The following is a 16,759-nucleotide window of genomic DNA, read 5'->3' as shown; positions in this document are numbered from 1 at the left end:
GTCAGCCGCGCAGCGCGGACGCGAAGATCCTCGGCAGTGCGGACCAGCGGGGTGCGGAGGCGAAGCCGGTGAGGAGACGGCCCGTGGTGGCGGCCGTACGGTTGCTGACGAACCACGGGGGCTTGGGGGACATGACCATCTCCCCGTGCAGGACCGCCCGCGGCGCAGGCCTGAACGGGCCCCGTACGACCGTGCGTTCCGGCCCGTCCAGGAGCAGCGCGTTGTGCACGACACCGATCCCGCTCTGCACGTCGTCGAGGGTGTGCCCGGGGAAGGCGCCCCAGGTGGCGGTCGCGGTCAGGTAGCCGACTCCGGTCCACGCGTTCAACGCGACCGTGCCGTAGCGGAGTTCCGCGATCGCCTCGTCGAGCGCGGGACCGAGGGAGGCGATGGTGCGCGGGTGCGCGACGAGGTTCACGCCTAGGGTGCCGGTGAACTTCTCGTTCGCGGTACGGACCGCCTCGCCCAGGAACTGGCGTGCATCGCCCGGAAGTTCGAGAACGGCGAGGACCGGGGCGAAGTACTCGGTGCTCAGCGCCGGACCCGGCTCCGCGGGGTCGAGCTTCTGGATCAGTACCCGGCCCCCGCCGACGCGTTCGGCGCCGCTGTACGACGCGAGGGCCTGCGCCACCCGGTCGTCGCTGCCCGGGTAGTAGGCGGGACGCGCCGGGGCGGCGGACAGCGCCGCCCGCAGACGGGCCAGGAAGCGGTCCTTCTGCGCCCATCCGGAGGAGACGACGACCACCTGGCCCGCCACGCAGTTGTAGCCGCCGTTGTGCAGCCGCTGGGTGGCGATGTGCTCGGCCTGGAAGCGCAGGTCCGCCTCGGACCAGTCGCCCGGTATCACGATCGTCGGGGACACGCCGCCCAGTTCACTGGTGACGGGCTTGTCCAGCAGCGGCGTACCGGCCTTCTTGCGGGCAGCGCCCTCCTCGCCCGTACCGAAGACGATCGCGTCATGCGTGGCCGCGCTGCCCGTCATGTGGACGTGTCGGACCTTCGGGTGGTGCACGAGGTGGGTGCCGACGTCGGCACCGCCGGTGAGGATGCGGACCGCGCCGACCTCGACCAGCGGCGCCAGCACACGACGGAAGACGTCGAAGAGGCCGTCGGTGACCGGGTTGAGCTTCAGGGCCACCACCCGGTTGTGCGCGTACAGCTCGTACAGCACGTCCAGGATCGGGATCGAGGTGATGTTCCCGGCGCCCAGTACGACGCCCACGCCCGCGGTGTCGGCCGGGCGGCGCAGGGCGAGGCCCGCGTCGCTCCGCACCCTGTCCTGCGTGATGCCCGGCCGCATCCACACCTCGGCGCTGTAACCGTTCAGCAGCAGCCGGTCCCAGACGCTGTGCGGCAGGACGCGGACCGCGACGCGCCCGCCGGGCGCCCGGCGCACGGAGAACCCGTCGACGGGACTGCGGCCTTCCTCCAGGGACTTGACGGTCTCGGCGAGCGCGCCCGCCGAGGTCAGCACCGGATACGGGCCGGTGAGCCACTCCTCGCCGACCAGCGGGCTGTCCTCCGGCAGCCGCTTGTAGGCGACGGCCGCGCGCACCCACGCCTGAGCCTGCTCGGCCGTGGCCGCGTGCACCTGCTCGAGGAGTTCACGTCGCTTCGCCAGGCCGCAGGCGGCCCAGCGGGCCTCTGCACGGACCAGGTCGTCGACGGCCCGGTCGATCAGCCGCACCTGGTCGGCGGCGGGCGGGTGTGTCGTCATCGCGTGGCTCCCTCGGCACCGTTGGCCGCAGTGATGAGGTCTGCGGCCTTCTCCGCGGCCATGATCGTGGGTGCGTTGGTGTTGCCGCGAGGCACCGCCGGGAACACCGAGGCGTCGACGACCCGCAGGCCCGCGACGTCGAACACGCGCAGCTCGGGGTCGACCACCGAGCCGATGGCACAGGTCGACGTCGGGTGGTACAGGGTCTGCCCGGCGCGCTTCGCCCAGTCGAGGACGTCCGCGTCGGAGTCCGAGGCCGGCACGTCGAACGATCCGGTGACGAGGTCGGCGACCGCCTGCTGCTTCGCGATCTCCAGGGCGATCCGGACACCGGCGACGATGGAGTCGCGGTCCTCGGCCGTCGTCAGGTAGTTGTGCACGATCCGGGGCGCTGTGTCCGGGCGCGGGGCGCGCAGCGTGACCGCGCCGCGGCTCGTGGGGGAGACCACGCACGGGCCGAAGGCGAGGCCGTGCTCGGTGGCCGGGCCGAGCCCCTCCTGGTGGAAGAGCACCGGGGCGGCATGGAACTGCACGTCCGGGCCGGCCAGGCCGTCACGGGTCTGGAAGAAGCCCCCGGACTCGCCGATGTTGGACGTCAGCCAGCCGCGTCCCTCGCTCTGCAGCAACGCGGCGTTCTCCGGGCTCGCCGCGCCGAGCAGCGACTCGCCCTTGGCGCGGAAGTTCAGCAGCGCCATGTAGTGGTCCTGCAGGCCCTGTCCGACCGGCAGATCGCGCACCACGTCGATGCCGAAGGCGGACAGCGCGCCGGCGGGCCCGATGCCGGACAGCATCAGCAGCTTCGGGGACTCGTAGGCACCCGCGGACAGGATCACCTCCCGCTCGGCGCGGACCACCTCGACGGTGCCGTCCCGCTCCACCTCCACGCCGGTCGCACGGCCGCCGTCGATCACCACGCGGTGCGCGCGGGCCGGGGCGAGCACGGTGAGGTTCGGCCGCTCCAGGGCGGGGTGCAGATAGGCGACGGCCGTGCTGCACCGCATGCCGCCGCGCTGGGTGAGCTGGTAGCGCCCGACGCCGAGCTGCGTGGCGCCGTTGAAGTCGTCGTTGCGCGGGTGCCCGGCCTGCGCGGCGGCCTCGACGAAGGCGGTGGTGTACGGGTGCTCCGACCTGCCCTCGCTCACCGTCAGCGGGCCGCCCACGCCGTGGAACTCGTCCTCGCCGCGCTCGTTGTCCTCCGAACGCCGGAAATACGGCAGCACCTCGTCGTACGACCAGCCGGTGGCCCCGGCCGCGGCCCAGCCGTCGTAGTCGGCACGGCTGCCGCGGATGTAGATCATCGCGTTGATCGAGCTGCAGCCGCCGAACACCTTGCCGCGGGGAAGGTAGCTCCGCCGGCCGTTGATCCCCGGCTCCGGATCGCTGTCGAGGTCCCAGTCGAGGCCGGACTTGAACAACTGGGGGAAGGCGGCCGGGACGTGGATCTCCTGCGCGGTGTCGGGGCCGCCCGCCTCGATCAGGGCCACCCGGGCCTCCGGGTCCTCCGACAGCCGTGCGGCCAGGACACAGCCCGCGGATCCGGCCCCGACGATGACGTAGTCGTACGTGCTCATTTCCATCTCCTCGGACAGGCAAGGGTTCTGGGTGCTTTCACGGATGAACGGACGCGCCGCGGGGCCGTTACGGCCGGGGAGCCCGGTGCCGACCCTGCTGACGGGGGGTGGATGTGCGAGGGATCGATTGCGGGGTGAGGAAGGGGAGCCGGCCGGCATCTGCCGCTGCCACGGTCCCGCGTGGACGTCCAGACGGTCAACGGGGTACTCGCCCAACTGCGCTCGCTGACGGGCCTTCTCGGCCGCCCGGCGCGCCGTACCGGCCGGTGTGATGAGGTCGTTCGTGCCGGCCTGTACCAGGATCGCGCACGACAGGCGTCGCGCGACGGCGGTGGACCGGTTGAGCCCGGCCTTCATCGCGGCGCGTGCGCACACCTCGTCGCCGAAGGCCGGGCGGGCGAACAAGCACAGATCTTCCGGGTGTCGGGCACGCTCCCATCGCCGTCGGTCCGGGCTCCGCGACGACCGGCACATGGTGTGGCGCCCGGCCGGCGAGGGCGCGGCGGCGTCACGCAGCCCGCGCCCGGCGAAGCTCACCGGGCGACCGCACCCCGCCTGGCGCACGACCTGCGCGCATGACTTTCTCCCACCGGGCTCCAGGGGCGTCGCGTACGCACGCGGCGAATCGTTGTCGCGATCGGCTGGGCAGGTCCGGGGGCCGCGAGACTGCACCGGCCGCATCCTGCCAAGGTTCAGTCACCGATGGAGTCAACTCGAGTCAACTCGAGTCAACTCGAGTCCCACTGTGTGACTGCCGCTCTCACAGGCTGCGCAGCAGCCCTCACGCGCAGGGGAGGGCCTGCTCGGCCCAGATGACCTTCCCCTCGCGGACGTGCCGCGTACCCCAGCGCTCGGCGAGCTGGGCGACCAGCAGCAGGCCGCGTCCACCCTCGTCGAAGACGCGGGCGCGGCGCAGGTGCGGAGCGGTGCTGCTGGCGTCGCAGACCTCGCAGATGAGCGTGGACTGGAGGATCAGCCGCAGCTGGACGGGGCTCTTGCCGTAGCGGATCGCGTTCGTCACCAGTTCGCTGACCATGAGTTCCGTGGTGAAGGACAGCTCCTGCAGCCCCCAGGAGGCCAGCGTGTCGGAGGCGAATCGGCGAGCCCCGGTGACGGCTGCCGGGTCGGACGGCAGGTCCAGCGTGGCGACCTGGCCGGGGTCGAGTGCCAGGGTGCGCGCCACCAGGAGGGCGACGTCGTCGGAAGGCCGGCTCGGCAACAAGGCGGCCAGCAGCCGGTCGCAGATCTCGTCCGGCGCGCTGGGCGCCTGGGCGAGGACGTCGCGCAGGATGGTGCGCGCGGTGTCCACGTCACGGGTGCGGCTCTGGATGAGGCCGTCGGTGTACAGGGTCAGCAGGCTGCCTTCCGGCAGTTCGAACTGGGCCGTCTCGAAGGGGAGTCCGCCCAGACCCAGGGGCGGGCCGATCGGCACCTCGGGGAATTCGACCGGCCTGGGGACAGAGGCGTCGGCGTGGGCGGACGGCGGAGTCGCCACGGCCGGCAGCACGTGGCCGGCGCTGGCCAGCGCGCACACCCGGGACACGGAGTCGTAGACGGCGTACAGGCAGGTGGCGCTCAGCTCGCCGTCGTCCTGCGTCTCCTCGCGCTGGAGGCGGATCACCACGTCGTCCAGATGGGTGAGGAGTTCATCGGGCATCAGATCGATGTCCGCGAAGGCGCGGACGGCCGTGCGCAGCCGGCCCATGGTGGCGGAGGCGTGGAGGCCGCGGCCGACGACGTCGCCCACGACGAGGGCGACACGGGCTCCGGACAGCGGGATGACGTCGTACCAGTCACCGCCCACTCCCGCGCGGGAGCCGCTGGGCAGGTAGCGGGAGGCCGTCTCGACGGCGGACTGTTCCACCCCGCCCTGCGGCAGCAGACTGCGCTGGAGGGTGAGTGCGATGGTGCGCTCCTGGGTGTACCGGCGGGCGTTGTCGATGTACACCGCCGCTCTGGCGGCGATCTCCTGGGCCAGGAGGAGATCGTCGTTGTCGAAGGCGACCGTGGTGCGGTGGCGGAAGAACTGGACGAGCCCGAGGGTGTTTCCGCGAGCCCGCAAGGGCAGCCGCAGGACCGAGTGGTGGCCGGGGGTGGGCACGCAGTGCAGGATCGGCTGTCCCGTGGCCAGTGCACGAGCCGGTTCCGACTGCGCCGGGTAGGTGTGCGTCCGCCCCGTGGCGATCGGGGTCTCCGGGATGTCCGGGCTGTCGCCCAGGATGGATCGCTGAGCGATACGACGTAGCGCCGGCGTGCTCGTCGGCGGACAGGTGCCGTCGTCGTGCAGCAGGCAGTCGAGGAGGTCGACGGTGACGAGTTCGGCGAAATCGTCGGTCCCGACGTCCGCCAGCTCCTGGGCGGTGCGCGCGGTGTCGAGCGTCGTCCCGATCCGCCTGCTCGCCTCGTTGGTCAGCAGGAGCCGCCGCTGCAGCCGGCGGTCGCGCTCCTCCTGGTAGGCGGCGACGACCTGTTCCGAGGCACGGTCCACGTACTCGAAGCCCGCGTCGACCAGCACCATCACCGCGGCGTTGATCAGCTGCCAGTCGTCGGTGAGGCGGGCGGCCTCCTGCTGCACCAGTTGCAGGAGGCTGACGTGGCCGAGACGGTAGGCGCGCAGGAGCTGGCTGATCGGTAGCCCGTTCCGGGCGAACCTGCGGCTGAGCTCCAGGGCGTCGGCAGGTGTCTCGACCTCCGTCACGTCGAGGCCGTGTTCCATCACGTCCAGAATCGTGAGGACGTGGCCGGCCGTCTCCTCCGGCGCCAGGGCGGCGATGTCCTCGTACCGCCACAGGTCGGGAAGCCCGCTGCGTATGCGCTGCAACATCACGTCGGCCGACTGGTTCGCCCGTGGTCTGAGATCCTGAGCCAGACGACGGAGGAATGCGTCGACATCGGTCCCCATACCGGAAACGTACCGAAGGTCCCGGACGTGCGCCCTCCGGGGCGGCGGGAGGCGGCGTCGGGCGGTGATCTCCGCGCCGCACGCATACCTGAGCCCGGGACGCTGGGCGCGCACCGCGAGCACCGGACCACTGAACATGCTCAGCGACCACATCGGCTGATCCTCGGTACGGGCACGCTGCCTCACCTGGTCCGCATTGCCGGTGCCGCTGACCGGTGCCTTCTTCCTCGTCCTGAGCCCGGGTCCTGCCGGTCGCCGACGTCCTGCAGCGCGGCGCTCACCACGCGTGCCGCGTTGATCACCGTCATGGCGTACGTCGCCTTCCTCGTCGTGCTCACGACCATGACGAGCGAGGTTGTGGACGGTGACCTCCCTGTCCAGAGGCCCCCTGGCACGGCGGCACACGCATGCGGGGCGCAGTCGAAGCCCCGGACGCCACCGGCCCCCGGCCCGGCCGACGTGCACTCCCGCGCCGAGCACGAGGACGCCGAGCACGGGGACGCCGAGCACGGGGACGCCGAGCACGGGGACGTCGGGCACGGGAACGCCGGGCACGAGGACGCCGACCCCTGGGCCCGGCACGCCACCGGCCTGCTGGACGCGTGTCCGGCACTCTCGCCGCACTGCCTGCCGACGGCTGCCGCAGGACACGGTCCCCGTCCCGCTGGGCGGCTGCTGCACCGCGCTCACCCGCCCCGGACACTCCTCGGACCCGGACCGGGCGTAGGCGGTCATACCGGCGAAAACGTGAGGAGGGCGGCGCCGTGCTCGGACGGTTCGTAGACGCCCGGTGCCGTCCGTCTGACCTTCGCCGGGGCCGATCCGACGACGACGAGGCTGTCCTGGCGGGGATCGCGAACTTCCGCGCCCGGCCGCAGCTACTGGTAGGAGTAGCCCAGCACCGTGATGTCCTTCACGGCGTCGGCCGTCAGCCCGCCGGCCGCCTGCGTCCACCAGGGGTCCAGTCCGGCGTCGGCGCCGGTGACGTTGGGACCGCCGCTGTGTGTCAGCTGCCACTGGTCCCAGATCCGGTCCACATTGGTGTGCAGCAGGAAGAAGATCGGGTCCTCCGCCGACGTCATCGGGTTGCCCAGGGTCCCCTGGCACCAGTCGTGCACGTTGTTGTGGGCGGTCATTTCCAGGCCGTCGATCCTGATGCTGCCGCCCATCACCCTTCCGTAGGTGAAAGCCGTGAAGGTGGGGCGCTGCAGGAGGCCGTCGATGGTCGACTGGGTCGGAAGGGCCGCTGTCGGAACTCCGTTCGGCCTGGTACCAGGCGTGGGGCGGTTCACGCCGGAGGGGTGCCACACCCAGTCCGGACGGGCGTGGTCATTGGCGTAGTCCCAGTAGGGAATCGTGACGTTCGGTTTGACGGCGCGCAGCACATTCTCGAACTCCAGGCAGTAGGCGCGGTGCCAGGGCAGGAAGCGCTGTGTGGCGACCGGTGGCATCCCGGCCATCGTTCCGTGGTGCCGATGACGCATGTCCTTGTGGGCGTCCACGAGGTCCTTGTAAGCCTGAGTGCCGTGGGCCTGTCGCAGTGCCTCGTTGAACAGGTCGCGCTCGGCATTGGTCAACTGCCGGTGGTCCTTGCGGACCCGCTGCGATGCCCGCACGAGCCGGGTGACCAGGGCGCGGAGCTGCTCCAACGGCATCGTCGCCGGCATGGACGGCGTGCCTGCGGCCATGGCCAGTGCGGCCTCTCCGACACCCGCCGGCCCGGAAGGCACGACAGAGTGGGGTGGGGACGCCATGGGGAAGAACCCGGCCGGTCCGACGGGCAGTTCGGCCGCCATCATCCGGCTCAGGCGCAGACCGACCTCCTCGCTGTCGATGATCTGGGCAGGCGCCCAGCTCGAGGCGGCGGTCTGGGCCTCTTCGGTGGTGGGGAAGTGGTCCGCCATTACGTCCTGGGTTGTCATCCGCTGCCCACTCCTCGCTCTCGGCAGCCCGCACTCCTCCGGTCGGGCCGCACCCTTCCTCACTGTGCGCGGTACGTCGGCGGACAGCGACCGCGGCGGGCTGAAAGGAGGACCATCGACCGTTCGGCGGTTGGGCCGGGGGGCCGGGGCCGGGGGCGGCGCAGGAAGGGGGCGCGCAGTACCCGGAAGGTAATCACCCCCGGGAGGTACACGGGCAGCCGACGCCGACGGGCGACGACGGCACTGCCAGAGCCCCGGTATACCGAAAACCGTCCGGCTGGACGCGTCAGGGCTTCAGAACCGGCTCATCACCCCTTCGGCCCGTACTTCGGCCGTACCACTCCCAGGTTCGTCGAACCGGATCGCGAAGCCGCACCGGAGTGCTAAGACTCGGTAGCCAGACGTACCCCCAGCCCGACCAGGAGCACCCCGGAGACCTGTTCCATCCGGCGCCGGACGGACTGCCGCTGAAGCACTCCTCCGGCACGTCCTGCCAGCCAGACCAACGGGAGGTACCAGATCAGGTCGACCACGGCCCAGATCACCGAGAAGGCGAGCAGCGTCGGAAGAACAGGGGCTCCATGGGGCACGAACTGCGGCAGGAAGGACACGGCGAACACGCCGGCCTTTGGATTGGCGAAGTTGGTGACGAGGCCCTGCCAGTACGCCCGCCGCAGTGACACCGCGGCTGTTTCCGCTGGTCCCTGATCCGGCTGTCCAGCTCGCCTCGCCTGCCACAGGGCACGCGCTCCCATCCACACCAGCATCGCGGCGCCGGCGATCCGGGTGACGTCGTAGGCGACCTGCGACGCCAGCAGCACGGCGGAGAGACCGAAGGCCGCGGCGAGGCCCCACAGCAGCACTCCGCACTCGTTGCCCAGGACTGTGGCCATGCCGGTTCTCCGGCCGTTCACCACCGCTCGGCGCAGGATCACCACCGTGCTCGGCCCTGGGGCCATGGCGATCAGGAAGGCGGCACCGACGAACGCAACGACGGAAGTCATCATCGAGGCAGCATCGCCAAGCGTGCTGATGCGCCACAAGGCTCTTGCCGGACCAGCTGCGGACCGGTCTTGCAGATCGTCCGTCGAGGAGAAGACCACGGTCGGGTCCGCACCGCGGAAAAGACCGGCACGGGATGGACACGGCTCGGTACGGTGGCCGATGATCTCCGGCATGATCCGGGCCGCCACTGTGGACGACATCGCGGAGATCCGCGCGATGATCCGTGAACTCGCCGAGTACGAACGAGCCGCTGAGCAGGCCCGAGCGACCGAGGAGCAGCTCCGTGAGGCGCTGTTCGCGGAAGTTCCCGCTGCTTTCGTGCTGATGGCTGAGGACGACGAGACGGGGCAGGCCGTGGGCTATGCCCTGTGGTTCCCCCGCTTCTCGACCTGGACCGGCAGGCGCGGCATGCACCTGGAGGACCTCTATGTACGGTCGTACGCCCGAGGTGGAGGACACGGCAAGGCTCTGCTCGCCTCCCTGGCAGCGGTCTGTCAGCAGAACGGCTACGAGCGCTTCGAGTGGTGGGTCCTGGCCTGGAACGAACCGGCGATCGGCTTCTACAAGTCGCTCGGCGTGGAGCTGCTGGACGAGTGGACCGTGTGCCGGTTGAGCGGTGAACCACTTGAGCAACTCGCTGCCCAGGCTCCGGCAGTCATCAACCGGACCTCGGGGAAAGACTCGTGCCCGCACTGAGCGACCAGCATGCCGCCGAGGCATCTTCCGCCTTTCCGGGCCGGTCACGCGGCCACGTCCTGGCGTATCTCACCGACAACGCGAGCATGTCCGCCGGTCTCGCGGACATGCCCTGCGCGGTGAACGCGTAGCGGGCTACGACGGCGGCGTCGACGAGCACATGGTGGACTTGCCGCAGCCGGAGGTTCACAGGAGGGTGACGCAATTCGCCCGGTCCGGCATCGAGCATGATGTCGTGGACGTGGGCCCACGGCCGTCACCTCCTGTGAACTCGGCGGCCCCGCCTGGCTACTTGGTGCCGAGACCGGCGTCGTCGACCTCGTCCTCGCCCTCGGCCTTGAGGACCTTGTTCAGCAGTGTGAGGTCGTAGATGCCCTTCAGGTCGGGCTTGTCCAGCAGACCGGCCGTCACCGCGTGCTCCGCCTCGGTGTCGAGGGTCGAGGCCAGAGGGTCGTCGAGGAAGGTGATGGACTTCCAGGCCGGTTCGACGACGTCCGCAGGCAGCGCCTTGCCCGACAGCCTCTCCAGCGCCGCGTTGGCGGACGCCTTCGCCCTCTCGGGGTTGGCGTTGATCCACTTATTGGTCTTCACCGAGCCACGCAGCACGGCCTCGACGACGTCCGGGTGCCCCTTCAGGAACTTCTGCGACACGACGATGTTCGTGATCACGAACTTCTTGTCGGGCCACAGTGACGACTCGTCGAGCAGTACCTTCGCGCCCTCGGCGACCAGCTTGGAGGCGGTCGGCTCGGGCACCCAGGCGCCGTCGACGGAGCCGGACCTGTAGGCATCCGGAGTGATCTTGTTGTCGGTGCGGACCACGGAGACGTCGCCCCTGCCGCTCTGGGCGTCGACCTTCCAGCCCTGGTCGGCGATCCAGTTGAGGAACGCGACGTCCTGGGTGTTGCCGAGCTGCGGCGTGGCGATCTTCTTGCCCTTGACGTCCTTCAGGGACTTGATCTTCTTCGGGTTCACGACCAGCTTCACGCCGCCGGAGGCGGAACCGCCGATGATCCGCAGGTTCTTGCCGCCGGACTTGGTGTAGCCGTTGATGGCAGGGGAGGGGCCGATCCAGCCGATGTCGATGGATCCGGCGTTCAGCGCCTCGATCTCGGAGGGGCCGGCGTTGAAGGTGGCGGTCTTGATCGCGGTGCCGCCGAGTTCCTTCTGGAACAGGCCCTCCTGGACACCCACGAGAGCGGTGGCGTGCGTGAGGTTGGGGAAGTAGCCGATCCTCACCTCGTCGGCGGACAGCTTCTTGGCACCCGCCGCGACCGGGGTCTTCTTCGCGTCGTCAGTGGAATCGGAACCGTACCCGCAGGCGGTCAGCAGGACGGGGAGCGCCGCTACGACGGCGATGGTACGCAGGGTGGTGAGCGGTCTTGCGGCAGACACGGCAGTGTCCTCCCAGAGGCATGGATGATCAGGGACGTACGGGAAAGGGCGGCGGGGGCCATGGGCGCGCGCCGGTGCTCCGCTCGCCGACCCCGGCAGCAGACATGCCGTCTCGGGCCGAGGTGCGGATCGTGGGGGAAGTGGCTGTGGCGCCGCCGTCACAGCCGTACCGCGCCTCGAGCAGGCGTGCGGGGAATGCGGGCGACGTCAGCGAAAGTGTTCCGCCCGCCGAGGCCTGAGCGACGGTGGGAGGAGCACAGCGGTTTTCTGTGGGGTGCCGGAGTCGGCGGACGGCTCAGACAGGCCGACAGATGGCACTGGACGTGCGGCTGAGGTCGATGTGGCGGCGCGAGGTCAGCGTGGGCAGCAACAGGCCTGTGCGGTCGTGTGATCTCATGACGCCACCCCGCATTCCTAGTTTTCCTACCTGAGTGCTAGGGATCTTGCCAGAAGGTGGCGCCCATCCCAAGAGAGGGTTCACATGCTGGACGACCCTGTCTCATTCACTGGGAGGAGGGCTGACATGGACCGTGTCAGGGGTTGAGCCACGCTCCTGGGGCATCGCTCAACGCCGACACCTCGGCAGGCAGTCGGGCGGATGCGACGTCAGCGAGCGACACCCCGTCGAGGATCTCGCGCACATTGGACCGCAGTGCGATCCACAAGGGCAGTAGTGACTCGGCGGGGCCGGTGTAGGACAGCTCCGGAGGGCGGACCCCGCGTACCGAGACGAGCGGTCCGTCCACGACGCGGATGACGTCGGCGATGCTGATGGACTCGGCCGGCCTGGCCAGCCGGTAGCCGCCGTTGCCGCCGCGCTGGCTGAGGACGAGACCGCCGCGGCGCATGTCGTTCAGGATGCTTTCCAGGAACTTGTGCGGGATGTCCTGGGCGTCGGCGATGGCCTCGGCCTTCATCGGCCCGTCATCCCGTGACGCGGCGAGCTGCAGCGCGGCACGTACCGCGTAGTCCGCCCTGGCTGAGATCCGCATACGCCCATTATCCCGTACGGCTTCGGTCGTCATCCGCTGCGGGCAGGCCGCCGGGGGCGTATGTCCCCGCTCGGCGCCGGAGAGGTTCAGGCCGTGGCCGGGCGGCACGATGGTGAGGCCGTCGGCGGCGCCCTGGGGACGAACCACTCCTTGAGCTCTGCCGCCGATGCGGCGGCCCCGCCCGGCCGGTGCGGTCAGACGGGCAGAACGAACGGCGGATGCGCGCCGGTGAGGAAGTAGTCCCCCACATCGCGGAGGCGGGGGGCGACGGGCTCGTACAAGGTGTGGGTCCGGGCGTTGCGCCAGAAGCGGTCCAGGCCAAGACGCGAGGCCGCGGAGCGGGCGCCGACGATGTCGAGGGCACGGGCGGTGCACTCCTGCGCGGCCCTGGAGGAGGCGGCTTCGGCCATGGCGACGAGGACGGAGATGTCCGCGTACTCGTCGTAGGTGAGGTCTTCGCCGCGTGCCAGCCCGCCGTGCACGGCTTCCAGGGCCTGATCGGTGAGTGCGGACGCGGAGCGGGTGAGGACGGTGAGTTCCCCGTAGACGGCCAGCATCTGCGGGTCCTGGCAAGGGCCGGCCTGCCGGGCGGGGTACCAGGGCGAGTGACCCGCCCGGCTGTACTCCCGGGCTTCGGCGAGCACTCCTTCGGCCATGCCGAGACGGAGCTGGACGCTGAGCAGACGCCCGACCGGAGACAGCAGGGCAGTTGGGGGCGACAGGACGTCCTCGTCCGCGGACAGGGAACCCAGTACGTCGTCGGCAGCAACCGGTACGGCGTCGAACTCCACGTTCCCGCCGCCCGCGAGGCGCTGGCCGAACGTGTCGCCGTCGCCGTCGACGCCGACGCCGTGGTGGGCGGGATCGACGACGACGGCGAGTGGTTCGCCGGTGTCGGTACGCACGGCACGCACGACGAGGCGGTCGGCGACCAGGACCCCGGTGGAGTAGTTCTGCCGGCCGTCGAGCACATGGCCGCCGCGAGCCTTGGTCAACGTCAGGGGTGACTCCTGACGGGCCAGACCGCCGCCCCAGCACCACTGCTCCGCCGCGTGCCGTCGCCCGAGCCGGGCGGCCCGGGAGGGCTCGGTGAGGAACCGGGCGCTCCACGACAGGAAGCAGTGACAGCCGAGCAGTTGGCCGATCGCGCCGTCGGCCGCGGCGATCTCCCGTACCACGGCGTAGGCGGTGGGCCAGTCCGCGCCGCCTCCCCCCGACTCCGCCGGTACGAGGAGCGTCAGCAATCCCGCCTCGCGCAACCGGGACACCTCGTCGAGCGGGGCCTTGCCTGCCTGCTCCCGGGCCACCGCGTCCGTGGCCAGGTCGTCCGCCGTCTCACGGGCCACACGCAGCCAGTGCCGACGGCCGGGCCCGGTCCGGCCGGACTCTGAAGGGGAGTCGGCCGACGCAGTGACAACGCCCATGGTGGAGATCTCCTCAAGGTCGACGGCAACGGGGGGTGTCGGGGCTCTGCTGCTCGTCGGGTACGTACTTGTACCCCACGCGCCGCACCGTGACGATCCGGTGCCGGTGAGCCGTACCCAGCTTGCGGCGCAGTCGCGCGATGTGGACATCCACGGTGCGGCCGTCGCCGATGTGGTCGTAACCCCATATGCGGACCATCAGTTGCTCGCGCGTGTGCACCCGGTGCGGATGCGTCACGAGATGCGCCAGCAGGCCGAACTCCAGGTAGGTAAGGTCGATTTCGCGGCCGTCCACTTCCGCGACGTGTCGCATGCTGTCGATGCGGACGGCGTCGCCTCCCGTCTGCCGCACGGGAGGTGAGTCCCTGTAGGCGACCGGCCGGGTCTCCGGCCGTGTCACGTCCTTGGCGAACAGCTCGTCGGGATCGGTCCCTTCGGGGACGAGTACGAGGTAGCCGACGAGGGGAGCGGGACCGTGTCCCTCGTCGCCGTCCTGTGTGTTGTCTCCGACGAGGCGGAGACGGCGCACGTCGGGCAGTGGCGAACCCGACGGGGTGGTGGTCTGGTCCGGAAGTGCCGTGGTCATGGCGGTCGTCCTTCGGAAGTATGTCGGGACATCGGGCGCGGCGGAAAGGGGCTCGCCCGATCGCCCGGGATGAGAGGGAAGGAGCGGAGCGGCACGCGCTGTGTGTCAGCCGGGTGCCTTACGCGCGACAGCAGGCGGCGCTGACGACGTGACCAAAGTCGACGTGCCGACGACGAACGAGTCGTTGCTGCGCGGGGGACATACGTTCATCCTGCGCACCCCGCCGGGGAGTCGTCAACATTTTCCTAGTAAGTCGGTAGGGAATGTAGGGAAGGCCACACCGATGCTGCTCGACGCCAGTCCGGTGCCGGGGCCGTAGTTGACGGGGCGCCAGACGTACCTGCACAACTGAGCACATGAATGCCGCGCAGTGTCTGGTCACCCGTGGCCACATCGACTTCGGTCGGGTGTGGTCCGCCGCGTGTTCGGCCTGAAGCGGCAGCGGGCCGTCTGACCGGCCCTTCCTTCCCCCGAATCACCCCGTCGCGGGCGAGATCCTCCCCTCGTGGCACCGCCACACGCTGCGCTGACACGCGCTGAACCCGAGTGGGGACGGTCCCGCGGGACCGGACACGCACTGGGCACGGCCCCGCCGCGCCTCGCCGAGATCCATGCTCCGGCGTCGTCACACGTTCGTCGGCTCTCCCGGGCGCGTCGCCGACCAACTCGAGCAACTCCACGAAGCCACCGGAGCGGACGAGCTGATCATCACCGCGACAAAGGGCATGGCATGCCGGCCGGTACCGGAGTCGGCCCGGTGCTCGGCGACGTCCGCGTGCGTGCGCCCTGCGCCGCTGGGCCGGCCAGTCAGGCGCATGCCCGGCGGTCGTACCCCGGCGCTGTCCGAGCCACGTCTTCGTCAGGCCGGGCTTTCGGGGTGGTCGAGGTCCAGGCGGTCGGCGGCCGCCAGCAGAAGTTCGGTGGTGTGCCGCACGTGCGCGCACAGGGCAGCCGCCGAGGCATCCGGGTCCCGGGCCAGCGCGGCTTCGAGCAGGGCGCGGTGCTCCCCGGCCAGATTGCGGCCCGGCTCGTCGCCGAGCGGCTGCGACCACCGGCGGTAGAGCTCCGCCTCGTCCCGCAGGCCGAGGGCGATGCGGAGCAGTCGCTGATTGCTGCAGCCGGCCAGAAGCGCTTCGTGGAAGGCCGCGTGGGCGTTGGCCCAGCTGTCGTCGACGAGCTGATCGTCGTCCTCGGTGGTGTAGGGGATGCGCTCCAGGGTGTGGTGCGCCGCGACGAGGCGGGACTCCCAGGCCAGGTCACCCTCGACCACCGAGCGGCGCAGGACGAGGGTCTCCAGCTCGACGCGCGCCTCGGTCAGCTCCCAGAGCTGCTCCCGGGACAGCGGCGTCACCACGAACCCCTGGTGGGGCTCCGATCGCACGAGTCCCTGTTCGGTCAGGCGCACCAGTGCCTCGCGCAGGACGCTCACGCTCGCCTCGTAGCGCGTGCTGAGCACCGGGAACTTCAGCCGGCAGCCGGGCAGCAACCGGCCGCTGAGGATATCGGCGCGCAGACGCGTCCGTACGTCGTCACTCAGTGTCTGCTTCCCACCCTTGGCCACCATGAGCGTCACTCTAGAGCCGGATCGAATGCGCCACAAACTTTCGAAAGTTCATTGACTCCTCGAATTTCCGGGCTTACAACAGTGCCCATCCCTTCGGTGATGACGCCGAGGACGACAGGCGCCTGGAGCGTGCACGATGCGTATTGCGAATACGGCCGGCCGGCTGATGTTGCTGACCGACGACGGCTGGACCGATGTGGAACGGGCGAGCGGGGGGCTGTTCTCGGCCGATCCGCAGGAGATCTACGAACGCTGGGAGGAGTTCCGCCACTGGGCGGCCCAGGCCCGGCCGACCGGTGACGACACCCTCGACGAGTCCGGGCTGGGCTCTCCTGCCCCGCGACCGCGCCAGATCCTCGCGATCGGCCTCAACTACCGCGATCACGCGGACGAGTCCGGGTTCAGCGTCCCGGAGCACCCTCCGGTCTTCACCAAGTTCGTCTCGTCGATCACCGGCCCCTACGGGGACATCCCCCTGCCCGAGGGCAGCGTGGACTGGGAGGTGGAACTGGTCGCGGTCGTCGGACGCCGTGCCTGGCAGGTGAGCGAGGAGCGAGCCTGGGAGCACGTGGCGGGCCTGACCGTGGGGCAGGACATCTCCGAGCGTGACAAGCAGCTTTCCGGGCCCGTGCCGCAGTTCAGCCTGGGCAAGTCGCACCCCGGCTTCGGCCCGATGGGCCCCTGTCTGGTCACCCCCGACGAGTTCGACGACCCGGACGACCTGGAGCTGGGCTGTTCGATCAATGGCGAGAGCGTGCAGAAGGGACGTACCTCCGACCTGATCTTCTCCGTTCCGCGGCTGATCGCCGGGCTGTCCGCCGTGCTGCCGCTGCTGCCCGGGGACGTGATCTTCACGGGTACGCCGGCCGGTGTGGGTCTGGGGCGCAACCCGAAGCGCTACCTCGCCGACGGAGACGAGCTCGTCTCCTACGTCAAGGGCATCGGCGAGCTGCGCCACCGCCTGGTCCGGGCCTGACAGGACAGG

At 70.4% G+C, this 16,759-nt stretch carries 14 protein-coding genes; 3 read left to right on the top strand and 11 right to left on the bottom strand.

Annotated elements, in window-relative coordinates:
* Position 1: 1 nt before the first annotated feature.
* The 5 genes from K7G59_RS02600 to K7G59_RS02580 form a co-directional block, all read right to left on the bottom strand.
* Positions 2-1,717: an aldehyde dehydrogenase family protein gene (locus K7G59_RS02600; protein ID WP_225830126.1), complete on the bottom strand. Its 1,716-nt coding sequence runs from the start codon at positions 1,715-1,717 to the stop codon at positions 2-4.
* Positions 1,714-3,693: a GMC family oxidoreductase N-terminal domain-containing protein gene (locus K7G59_RS02595; protein ID WP_308294977.1), complete on the bottom strand. Its 1,980-nt coding sequence runs from the start codon at positions 3,691-3,693 to the stop codon at positions 1,714-1,716. The genes K7G59_RS02600 and K7G59_RS02595 overlap by 4 nt, the downstream gene beginning before the upstream one ends.
* Positions 3,694-4,069: 376 nt before the next feature.
* A complete protein-coding gene (locus K7G59_RS02590; protein ID WP_225830125.1) occupies positions 4,070-6,190 on the bottom strand; it encodes a SpoIIE family protein phosphatase in 2,121 nt (706 codons plus the stop codon).
* A gap of 878 nt (positions 6,191-7,068) precedes the next feature.
* Positions 7,069-8,112 carry a tyrosinase family protein gene (locus K7G59_RS02585; protein WP_225830124.1) on the bottom strand — a complete coding sequence of 348 codons (1,044 nt, stop codon included), beginning with the start codon at positions 8,110-8,112 and terminating at the stop codon, positions 7,069-7,071.
* 383 nt (positions 8,113-8,495) lie between these two features.
* Entirely contained in the window at positions 8,496-9,290 is a 795-nt protein-coding gene (locus K7G59_RS02580; protein WP_374114177.1) for a LysE family translocator, read from the bottom strand.
* On the opposite strand from K7G59_RS02580, the gene K7G59_RS02575 reads away from it, so the two are divergent.
* On the top strand, positions 9,289-9,813 hold the full coding sequence (locus K7G59_RS02575; RefSeq protein ID WP_225830123.1) for a GNAT family N-acetyltransferase: 525 nt from the start codon (positions 9,289-9,291) through the stop codon (positions 9,811-9,813). The genes K7G59_RS02580 and K7G59_RS02575 overlap by 2 nt on opposite strands.
* Positions 9,801-9,944: a hypothetical protein gene (locus K7G59_RS02570; RefSeq protein ID WP_225830122.1), complete on the top strand. Its 144-nt coding sequence runs from the start codon at positions 9,801-9,803 to the stop codon at positions 9,942-9,944. The genes K7G59_RS02575 and K7G59_RS02570 overlap by 13 nt, the downstream gene beginning before the upstream one ends.
* A 157-nt stretch (positions 9,945-10,101) precedes the next feature.
* Here the strand turns inward: K7G59_RS02570 and K7G59_RS02565 are convergent, their stop codons facing one another.
* From K7G59_RS02565 to K7G59_RS02545, 6 genes are all read right to left on the bottom strand, one after another.
* Positions 10,102-11,208, bottom strand: a complete 1,107-nt coding sequence (locus K7G59_RS02565; RefSeq protein WP_225830121.1) for an aliphatic sulfonate ABC transporter substrate-binding protein — start codon at positions 11,206-11,208, stop codon at positions 10,102-10,104.
* A 295-nt stretch (positions 11,209-11,503) separates the two neighbouring features.
* Positions 11,504-11,605: a putative leader peptide gene (locus K7G59_RS35225; protein WP_374114176.1), complete on the bottom strand. Its 102-nt coding sequence runs from the start codon at positions 11,603-11,605 to the stop codon at positions 11,504-11,506.
* A gap of 136 nt (positions 11,606-11,741) precedes the next feature.
* Positions 11,742-12,200, bottom strand: coding sequence for an Rrf2 family transcriptional regulator (locus tag K7G59_RS02560; protein WP_225830255.1), 459 nt, complete (start codon positions 12,198-12,200; stop codon positions 11,742-11,744).
* A gap of 194 nt (positions 12,201-12,394) precedes the next feature.
* Positions 12,395-13,624, bottom strand: coding sequence for an acyl-CoA dehydrogenase family protein (locus K7G59_RS02555; protein WP_225830120.1), 1,230 nt, complete (start codon positions 13,622-13,624; stop codon positions 12,395-12,397).
* A 13-nt stretch (positions 13,625-13,637) separates the two neighbouring features.
* A complete protein-coding gene (locus K7G59_RS02550; protein WP_225830119.1) occupies positions 13,638-14,210 on the bottom strand; it encodes a winged helix-turn-helix domain-containing protein in 573 nt (190 codons plus the stop codon).
* 859 nt (positions 14,211-15,069) lie between these two features.
* On the bottom strand, positions 15,070-15,774 hold the full coding sequence (locus K7G59_RS02545; protein WP_225830118.1) for a GntR family transcriptional regulator: 705 nt from the start codon (positions 15,772-15,774) through the stop codon (positions 15,070-15,072).
* Positions 15,775-15,910: 136 nt separating this feature from the next.
* Here K7G59_RS02545 and K7G59_RS02540 point away from each other — a divergent pair, with 136 nt between their 5' ends.
* Complete coding sequence (locus K7G59_RS02540; protein ID WP_225830117.1) at positions 15,911-16,750, top strand: fumarylacetoacetate hydrolase family protein; 840 nt, start codon at positions 15,911-15,913, stop codon at positions 16,748-16,750.
* Positions 16,751-16,759 lie beyond the last annotated feature (9 nt).

It is taken from the genome of Streptomyces sp. NK08204 (assembly GCF_020400585.1).
Classification (GTDB): Bacteria; Actinomycetota; Actinomycetes; order Streptomycetales; family Streptomycetaceae; genus Streptomyces.
This window is presented reverse-complemented; position numbering and strand designations above follow the sequence as displayed.

Bases quoted from the DNA above. Each gene is read 5' to 3' on its own strand.
- K7G59_RS02600 (WP_225830126.1), bottom strand. From the start codon at position 1,717: ATGACGACACACCCGCCCGCCGCCGACCAGGTGCGGCTGATCGACCGG.
- K7G59_RS02590 (WP_225830125.1), bottom strand. From the start codon at position 6,190: ATGGGGACCGATGTCGACGCATTCCTCCGTCGTCTGGCTCAGGATCTC.
- K7G59_RS02585 (WP_225830124.1), bottom strand. From the start codon at position 8,112: ATGACAACCCAGGACGTAATGGCGGACCACTTCCCCACCACCGAAGAG.
- K7G59_RS02575 (WP_225830123.1), top strand. From the start codon at position 9,289: ATGATCCGGGCCGCCACTGTGGACGACATCGCGGAGATCCGCGCGATG.
- K7G59_RS02580 (WP_374114177.1), bottom strand. From the start codon at position 9,290: ATGCCGGAGATCATCGGCCACCGTACCGAGCCGTGTCCATCCCGTGCC.
- K7G59_RS35225 (WP_374114176.1), bottom strand. From the start codon at position 11,605: ATGAGATCACACGACCGCACAGGCCTGTTGCTGCCCACGCTGACCTCG.
- K7G59_RS02560 (WP_225830255.1), bottom strand. From the start codon at position 12,200: ATGCGGATCTCAGCCAGGGCGGACTACGCGGTACGTGCCGCGCTGCAG.
- K7G59_RS02555 (WP_225830120.1), bottom strand. From the start codon at position 13,624: ATGGGCGTTGTCACTGCGTCGGCCGACTCCCCTTCAGAGTCCGGCCGG.
- K7G59_RS02550 (WP_225830119.1), bottom strand. From the start codon at position 14,210: ATGACCACGGCACTTCCGGACCAGACCACCACCCCGTCGGGTTCGCCA.
- K7G59_RS02545 (WP_225830118.1), bottom strand. From the start codon at position 15,774: ATGGTGGCCAAGGGTGGGAAGCAGACACTGAGTGACGACGTACGGACG.
- K7G59_RS02540 (WP_225830117.1), top strand. From the start codon at position 15,911: ATGCGTATTGCGAATACGGCCGGCCGGCTGATGTTGCTGACCGACGAC.